At 39.1% G+C, this 7,734-nt stretch carries 7 protein-coding genes; 5 read left to right on the top strand and 2 right to left on the bottom strand.

The genetic code is table 11. From position 1 onward, the window contains the following. Nucleotides 1–49: 49 nt before the first annotated feature. Complete coding sequence (gene dinB, locus ACM5QX_RS29010; RefSeq protein WP_414756673.1) at nucleotides 50–859, bottom strand: DNA polymerase IV; 810 nt, start codon at nucleotides 857–859, stop codon at nucleotides 50–52. Nucleotides 860–1,075: 216 nt separating this feature from the next. On the opposite strand from dinB, the gene ACM5QX_RS29015 reads away from it, so the two are divergent. Beyond that, nucleotides 1,076–2,638: a cryptochrome/photolyase family protein gene (locus ACM5QX_RS29015; RefSeq protein WP_414756674.1), complete on the top strand. Its 1,563-nt coding sequence runs from the start codon at nucleotides 1,076–1,078 to the stop codon at nucleotides 2,636–2,638. A gap of 37 nt (nucleotides 2,639–2,675) precedes the next feature. On the opposite strand, the gene ACM5QX_RS29020 is transcribed toward ACM5QX_RS29015, so the two are convergent. Further along, nucleotides 2,676–3,593, bottom strand: a complete 918-nt coding sequence (locus ACM5QX_RS29020; RefSeq protein WP_414756675.1) for a hypothetical protein — start codon at nucleotides 3,591–3,593, stop codon at nucleotides 2,676–2,678. 139 nt (nucleotides 3,594–3,732) lie between these two features. Between ACM5QX_RS29020 and ACM5QX_RS29025 the strand changes: the two genes are divergently transcribed. The 4 genes from ACM5QX_RS29025 to ACM5QX_RS29040 form a co-directional block, all read left to right on the top strand. Further along, the gene (locus tag ACM5QX_RS29025) at nucleotides 3,733–4,383 is read left to right on the top strand and encodes a hypothetical protein (RefSeq protein ID WP_414756676.1); all 651 of its coding nucleotides are present in this window, start codon (nucleotides 3,733–3,735) and stop codon (nucleotides 4,381–4,383) included. Between the two features lie 311 nt (nucleotides 4,384–4,694). Next, nucleotides 4,695–4,976 (top strand): hypothetical protein, encoded by a 282-nt coding sequence (locus ACM5QX_RS29030; RefSeq protein ID WP_190571835.1) that lies wholly within the window; start codon nucleotides 4,695–4,697, stop codon nucleotides 4,974–4,976. Between the two features lie 599 nt (nucleotides 4,977–5,575). Beyond that, nucleotides 5,576–6,079 carry a VOC family protein gene (locus tag ACM5QX_RS29035; protein ID WP_414756677.1) on the top strand — a complete coding sequence of 168 codons (504 nt, stop codon included), beginning with the start codon at nucleotides 5,576–5,578 and terminating at the stop codon, nucleotides 6,077–6,079. An 80-nt stretch (nucleotides 6,080–6,159) separates the two neighbouring features. Next, nucleotides 6,160–7,734, top strand: a 1,575-nt coding sequence (locus ACM5QX_RS29040; protein ID WP_414756678.1) for a filamentous hemagglutinin N-terminal domain-containing protein, incomplete at its 3' end; no start/stop codon positions are given.

Raw genomic sequence — 7,734 nt, forward strand, 5'->3', positions numbered from 1 at the left:
TATAATTCTTGTTGTAGCGTCTAATTTTATTATCACTACATATTTACCACTACCTCTGGGCAATCTGTTCGAGTTCCAGCAACATCAAGACGCGATCGCTCTTATCTACAGCAAATGATGTCTCCGCACCAATTGATTTACGTACTCTGTTTGGTTCTACTACACGGTCATCTTCTGCCCTGGCTATTTTGTAGTAATGATGACCCACCTTGCCAAAATGTTGCGTTAGCTCGGCAAGCGATCTCTCCTTCAAGTCTGCGCCAGTATGAATCCCCAACGAGTGCATCTTCGCTGCTGTCACCTCCCCAATACCGTGAAATTTCTCAATCGGCAAACTCTCTACAAAGGCGATCGCATCCTGGGGTAAAATTACCGTTAATCCATTGGGTTTGTTCTGCCCTGATGCCATCTTTGCAAGGAACTTGTTGATTGATACCCCGGCTGTGGCTGTTAACTGCGTTTTTTCTAGTATCTCTGCTTTGATATACCGAGCTATGGTTGAGGCATAGGCGATATTTCGTTTATTTTCGGTCACATCCAGGTATGCCTCATCTAATGCTACTCCTTCTACCACATCAGTGTAGCGTTTGAATATCTCATGAGTTTGAGCAGATACTTCTCGGTAGACATCGAATCTCGGTCTAACAAAGATTAACCCTGGACACAGAGCGCTCGCTGTTATTGATGGCATTGCCGAATGGATGCCAAACTTCCTTGCTTCATAGCTGGCGGCTGCAACTACCCCTCTTTGATTAGGACTGCCGCCAACTACCAATGGCTTGCTTCGGTATTGCGGATTGTCCCTTTGCTCTACTGATGCGTAGAAAGCGTCCATATCTACGTGTATTACCTTCCGCATTGGTTTAGTTGTTGAGGTATCGTACATTGATACTTGCAACTATTGTTCAGAAAAATTGCCCTTTAATTTAGTACATCAGCACTACTATATCTCAGGTTTTTACCTACTTTTTCATCTCTCCGTTTTTGTAACAAAATTGTAATAATAGCGTTAAGCTGTACGAGACAGTGTTTTGCCACCACATTGACAACACACCGCAACAGAGGAAGTAAGAGCATGACTATTGGTGTTTGGGTTCTCGGCGATCAACTTTGGGCTGAACAGTCCGCACTGCAAAGTTGTGTGCATTTATACCAACAAACTCCTGTTATTTTGATTGAATCCCTTTCCTATGCTCTGCAACGTCCTTATCATTTGCAAAAGTTAGTTTTAGTCTGGTCAGCCATGCGTCACTTCGCTTCGGAACTTCGTTTTGCTGGTTGGCCAGTTACTTATGCTCAAGCTTCAGATTTTCGTACACCCTTGCTAAAGTGGATTAAGCAGTACAAAATTACCGAACTGCGCGTGATGACTCCAACAGATCGCCCATTTTTCGAGTTAATTCACAACCTCAATCTCCCAATTGGAGTCAGTTTCACCCCCAATAATCGCTTTATCTGGAGCGATGAACAGTTCCGACAATGGGCGGCGGGACGCAAACGCTTGATCATGGAAGATTTTTACCGTCAAGGACGACAACGCTTCAACATTCTCATGTCTGGATCACAGCCAATTGGTGGTCAATGGAATTTTGACAAGCAAAATCGCAAACCACCCAAAGGCAAGCTAACTTTACCAGCAGCCCTATGGTTTGAACCGGACTCGATTACACAAGATGTTATCAATTTCGTCAAGCAATCTGAGGCATTTAAGGAAAATCAAAGTTACTGGCTCCTTGAGCCATTCCGTTGGGGAGTCACACGTCAACAGGCTCTACAAGTGCTGAAGTTTTTTGTCGAAACTCGGCTGTCTGCTTTTGGCCCTTATCAGGACGCAATGGTCACAGGAGAGCAGACTATGTGGCACGCTATGCTTTCCCCTTATCTCAATCTGGGATTACTTCATCCATTGGAAGTTGTTCAAAAAGCCGAGCAAGCATATCTAGAAAATCAGCAGCAATGGGAGTTAAACAGTATTGAGGGCTTTATTCGCCAAGTATTAGGTTGGCGAGAGTATATGCACGGGGTTTATGTTTACTTTCAGCAAGATTACTCTGAAAATAACTGGTTTAACCACACTCATCCTCTACCTGCTTTTTACTGGACTGGCGAGATAAAGATGAATTGTCTGCACCAAATTTTAACTCAGGTCAAACAAATCGGATATGCTCACCATATTCAACGCTTGATGGTACTTAATAACTTTGCTTTGATTGCTGGCATTTCACCCCAAGAACTTGAGAATTGGTTTCATGCCGCCTTTATTGATGGCTACGATTGGGTCATGCAAACTAATGTTATTGGTATGGGGCAGTTTGCTGATGGCGGGATGATTGCTTCTAAACCCTATGCTGCTTCTGCTAATTACATCAACAACATGAGCGATTACTGCCAAAATTGTACTTACAGCCATCGTGAGCGTAGTACGGATAATGCTTGTCCTTTTAACTTTTTTTACTGGGACTTCCTGGCTCGTCATTACGACAAGCTTAAACATCAGCCACGCATGACTCAAACCTTACGTAACTTAGAACGAATTTCGCCCGAAGAACTTCAAAATATTCGTTCTTTAGCTGACAATTGGCACTCCATCCATACTGCCGATGATTACTCCCTGACTACGCCTTCAACTCATCAGTAGAGACAGCTATTTATGCTGTTAATCATTTGCTCTATCCTCATTTCTTCTGCTTCCACTCAATCGAGTATTCCCGCTCCACCGCCGCTAACAGCTTCGCCTGCAATGCAGACAAATACGGTTTGGCTTGCTTCCCCAATCCTTGCAACAGCCAATCTACTGCCTCATCCCGCACGGCTACCTCATGCAACCGCCGCAGTCTTTCGCATAGCTGCTGCATGAATTTACAATCATCTTCTAGTAATTCCAGAGATTTCAAATGCTCAACTTTACCTATATAGTCGCCATCCCAGCACTTGATTGTGCAACTATACTGACCAACATGAGTTACTACACCCCAGTAGCCGCTCTTGCCCCGCAAGTCGGGGTTATCCTTAGGATGCAGGACGCAGATTTCACCCACTCGGTAGGGATTGGGGACAGAAGTGCGATCGCGGATCTTGTCCACAACGTCCTGAACTATTCGTCCAGACGGGGTTTTACCTCCCGCTTCCTTGACTGCCTGCTGCCATACTTTTTGCTGTTGTGAAGGTTTTAAGTTTATTAATGGCCGCACTTGCCTTTCATTCGTTGGCAAAATGTGATCCATTGGATCACATTTTTCCTTCAAGTTATCAAACACTACTGCTGCATCCATCAACAAGTACGGCTGTCTGCGACTATATCCAAACCTATCTTTGCAATATTCCTCAAATGTTTTGTGCGTCGAACGGTACAACCTGCGATCGCGTAACTCTTTTAATGCCTTTCCCGCTTCCACAAACGCGCTCTCCACTTTTCGCTCCAGGTGCAGGCGATCGCGCTGTTCTTCCTCGGTCATCTCTGGCACTTCCACCGCGTCCACATCAACCGTGACTGCGCTTGGATTCTCTGGCTCTTGTGCTGGCTTTAGGGCTGGCTTTGGTTTATCGGTAGTTGTAGGCGTGAGTCTTTTGCGCTTGCTGGGAGGTTTGTTCATGCTACCACCTCCAGACTGAAGGTGGTTGAACAGCTATTTACTTGTATCATCATAGTAGAAACGTTTTCATATATCCCCATCCTTTTTTTAGGTTGGGGTTTTTCATTTGATTCTTAATATATTTGCATTTCTTCTGACTATGGGTAAACATAAGAAAAAGCAAAAGAATGTCCCCCCGTGGTTAGCGCACGAGAATCTGTTTATCCCTAAAACTAGCCAGCAGATAACTACAGATGCAGGCTGGGAAAAAATATCATTTGATGATGCGACTCAATTTTTTAGCACCCAAAGCATTCAAGATTGGCGTGAATCGTTTGTTGAAAGTCTTGATGATATCTCTGATTTAATATCCGCACAGGGTGTAGATATTGATTTGGAAGATGAAGTTGCTGTGGATAAGTTTTTAGATAATTACAAGCCCCAACAAATCAATGTAGTTGTAGCTAAAGCTGTCTATGATACTCACGCCTGGGTACGAATACTCACAATTTCTACTCCTGAAGATGAAGAATACTACTTTCACAACCATGAGATTGAGGCAATTCGTTTAGGCATTGGGTTACGAAGACATTTAAACTTAGACATCCCAGTAATTAATGACTGCCAGAATGCTGTGAGATATCTGCAAGGTAAATACCCGAACATCGGTTGGCAACCAAGGAATTGTGTTTCGGTTGCTCATCGCCTGAAAATTGCTCAAGCTACTAAGGTCTACAACGAGCAGGCATGGGACGAGGAGTGGTCAGATATTTTGGATGAAGAAGAAATTTTTGATGGAGCAGTTGATTAAAGTTAAACATTTCAGTAGATTACTGACTAATTCACTTATATCTATGGTAGTAATATTAAGTCCGTTGTGTCTAAGTATAGATTATTTATGTACTATGTATGAGATATGGTCTTACTTATCCCCGCCTCACCTACTGTGACCGGGGTTTTTCATGGCTGTTTATTTCTATGAATCGGCTTTTGTGCTGAATACGACTATCACTAATCATTTATTAACTTTTCTTTCAATCTCATAATGTAGTTCAGCCATTATTTTGCTCCTATTTCAAAGCTAAATTCATTTTTCAGTCCAGACTTTCTACCTTTACAAATATGAAACCTATCAAAAAAACCGAATTACGCAGTCTCAAGAAATCTGCCCATTCACAGCCAGTGCAAGAGCCAGAGTCAATAGTTGACACTATCCCTAATGATGAGCCTCTCATTGAACAGCAACCACCACAGCCACAACTAGATTTAAATGCCCCAACGCCAGAGTATCTTCCTCCTCATTTTCCCGTCCACGATTCTCCTCTAGTGCAGTCTGTAGGCAACTCCGGTTGGCAAGTCTCTGACATCTGGCGCGATTTACGTGTCGATGGTTTCTGTGACTGATTGTACAGGGCGTTATGCGATCGCTTGAGTATGTGCCAGAGGTGCGATGGCGCAAGCGCCCAGCGTAGCTGATCGCTTATCGTCTCTATCTTTCGGTAATTTGTATACAGATTATTATCTAAGTTGACAAGACTGTTAACTTCTTGTGCATACATACTCTACAGCAATTGAAGAAAACTGTTCATTGATTTTCTTTTTCTACTTAAGACATTACTTCCTAAAACGAACAACTTACTATCTGAAAGATACTTTACACATCTGTCTTATATGCACAGTAATATTTAACAGTACTTTTAAGCAAGAGATAATTTTACTTCGATAAGTATAAACATAATATATAGAGCGAAATCTTTGCTTATTATTCAGATAATTTTATATTTTTCCCTATCTATAGATAGATGTAATATTAATTTGGTAGCGTAATTAATGTATATAAATCTCTATTAGGATGAAATTTTTCAATTCTCAGTAGAAAATCAAGATAGTTGCTTGCTAAATTATTCATAATATGCAAAATTCTTAGATAGGTTTTTAGTAATCTGTATTAAAACCTATTTTACAAACCCACTTTTATTTTTTCTAGGAACATAAATAGTGTCATGAAAGAATTTGAACTGCAAGGCATTAATCATCTAGCATTAGTTTGTAGAGACTTTCAAGAAACTATAGATTTTTATACTATTACTCTTGGACTCAAGTTAATCAAAAATATTGATTTACCATCTGGTGGTAAACACTTTTTTATTGATATTGGGAATAATGATACTTTAGCTTTTTTTTGGTCAACTAAAGCTCCTGAATCTGTACCTGGTATCTCATCCGTTCGTCCAGAGGCTTTTTTGACAGGCGATATCATAACTGCTCATGGTTCCATGAATCATGTAGCCTTTCATGTGCCATTAGAAAAATTAGAAGAGTACAAAGAAAAGCTTGTATCAAAAGGAGTACAAACAACGCCAGTATTGCATCATACAGATGTACCCATGTCTTCTTTCTACTTTTTTGATCCAAACGGGATACTACTAGAATTTGCAGCAAATTTACAGCCTCTCGACACATTACCTACTGAGTTAAACGAAAAGGAAGCCATATCTCTTAAATGAATAGTAAATGATAAATATAGGAGCAGAGTATAGATATTTTACTATACTCTAATTTCTTAGTAGCTTACTAACTTATTAATATGAATAGCAAATTTACTATTTTATTTACAAAAATATCTTTTTTAATTACAATTTTCACAACTTTCAGTCCATTATGTCAAGCTCAAATAAATGCTGATAATAGCTCACAAAATAATAGTGTTGTGAATGTCCAAGGTAATACAATATTTATTGATGGTGGCACTCAATTAGGAGGGAATTTATTTCATAGCTTTAAAAATTTTTCAATTAATTATGGAGACACTGCATATTTTAATAACGCTTCTATTATACAAAATATTATTAGTAGAGTAACTGGCAATTCTATTTCTAATATTAATGGAACAATCCGAAACAATGGTCAAGCTAATTTATTTATTCTCAACCCCAACGGATTTCTTTTTGGTAATAGCGCTAGATTAAATATTGGTGGTTCTTTTTTGGCTACTACAGCAAATAGTATTAAGTTTTCTAATAATATAGATTTTAGTGCTAATCACAATCAACTTGACCCTTTGTTAAAAGTTAGCGTTCCTGTAGGGTTAGTTTTTATAGGTAATTCTGGAGAGATCAGACTTCAAGGTAGCGGTCATAATATAAATAGAATTGCTAATAGGAATTTCGATTTTATTACTCCTATAGACGCTAGTAGATTTTCTGGATTACAAGTACAACCAGGAAACAATATTTCCTTAATAGGCGGAAATGTTTCACTTGAAGGGGGGATACTAAGCACCAGAAATGGAAAACTCCAGATTGGCAGTGTACTAGATGGATACGTTGGATTAGAGCAGCAGGGCAATGATATAGATTTTGATTTCAATAATGTTAATACATTTAGGAATATAATTCTAACAAAAAATTCATTATTATTCATTAATAGTAATGCAGGCACAGGTAATACTATTGATATTCAAGGTAAAAATATTAACATTTTAGATGGTTCATTAGTATTTACACAAAATCATGTCTTTAAAACTGGTGCTGTTAAAATTGATGCTCAATCTCTAAATATTCAAGGATCATCTAATCTAGCTTTAAGTGCAATATATACAAGCAATTTTGGCTCTACTCCTGGCGAGTCTATTCAACTTGACGTAAAAGATGTAACAATTCAAGGTGGACAAATAGCAACTACTACTTTTACTAATGCCCCTAGTGGATTAATCACTATTAATTCAAATTCTTTAAAAATTTCCGGTGACACCCCTTCTTATGCTAATCCTGATGGCTTAGGTGGAATCAATACTTTCAGTTATAGTTCTGGAAAGGGTGGAGATATTGCAGGTAAAATTAATAATATAATCATAGGGCTAGATGGAGTTTTAAATACTGTTGCATCTGGTTCAGGTGCAGGAGGAAATTTATTTTTAGAATTGGAAAATCTTGTCATTAAAGATGGTGGAGCTTCATTAGGCTCTAGCACTATTCGTAGTGGGCAAGGCGGAAATGTTTTTATCAAGAGTCAAAACATATATATATCAGGACAATCAGCATTATTACGTCCTAGTAATATTACGTCATCCACTTTTGGTTATGGCAATGGTGGTAACATAGATATCAGAATTGTTGAATGTCAAGAAAAAGTTGATAAAAATAGCCCAAAATATGTTAAT

The organism is Anabaena sp. CCY 9910, from assembly GCF_963920875.1.
GTDB classification, from domain to species: Bacteria; Cyanobacteriota; Cyanobacteriia; order Cyanobacteriales; family Nostocaceae; genus Trichormus; species Trichormus variabilis.

Coding starts and splice junctions, on each gene's coding strand:
- dinB (WP_414756673.1), bottom strand. CDS start 859: ATGCGGAAGGTAATACACGTAGATATGGACGCTTTCTACGCATCAGTA.
- ACM5QX_RS29015 (WP_414756674.1), top strand. CDS start 1,076: ATGACTATTGGTGTTTGGGTTCTCGGCGATCAACTTTGGGCTGAACAG.
- ACM5QX_RS29035 (WP_414756677.1), top strand. CDS start 5,576: ATGAAAGAATTTGAACTGCAAGGCATTAATCATCTAGCATTAGTTTGT.
- ACM5QX_RS29030 (WP_190571835.1), top strand. CDS start 4,695: ATGAAACCTATCAAAAAAACCGAATTACGCAGTCTCAAGAAATCTGCC.
- ACM5QX_RS29020 (WP_414756675.1), bottom strand. CDS start 3,593: ATGAACAAACCTCCCAGCAAGCGCAAAAGACTCACGCCTACAACTACC.
- ACM5QX_RS29025 (WP_414756676.1), top strand. CDS start 3,733: ATGGGTAAACATAAGAAAAAGCAAAAGAATGTCCCCCCGTGGTTAGCG.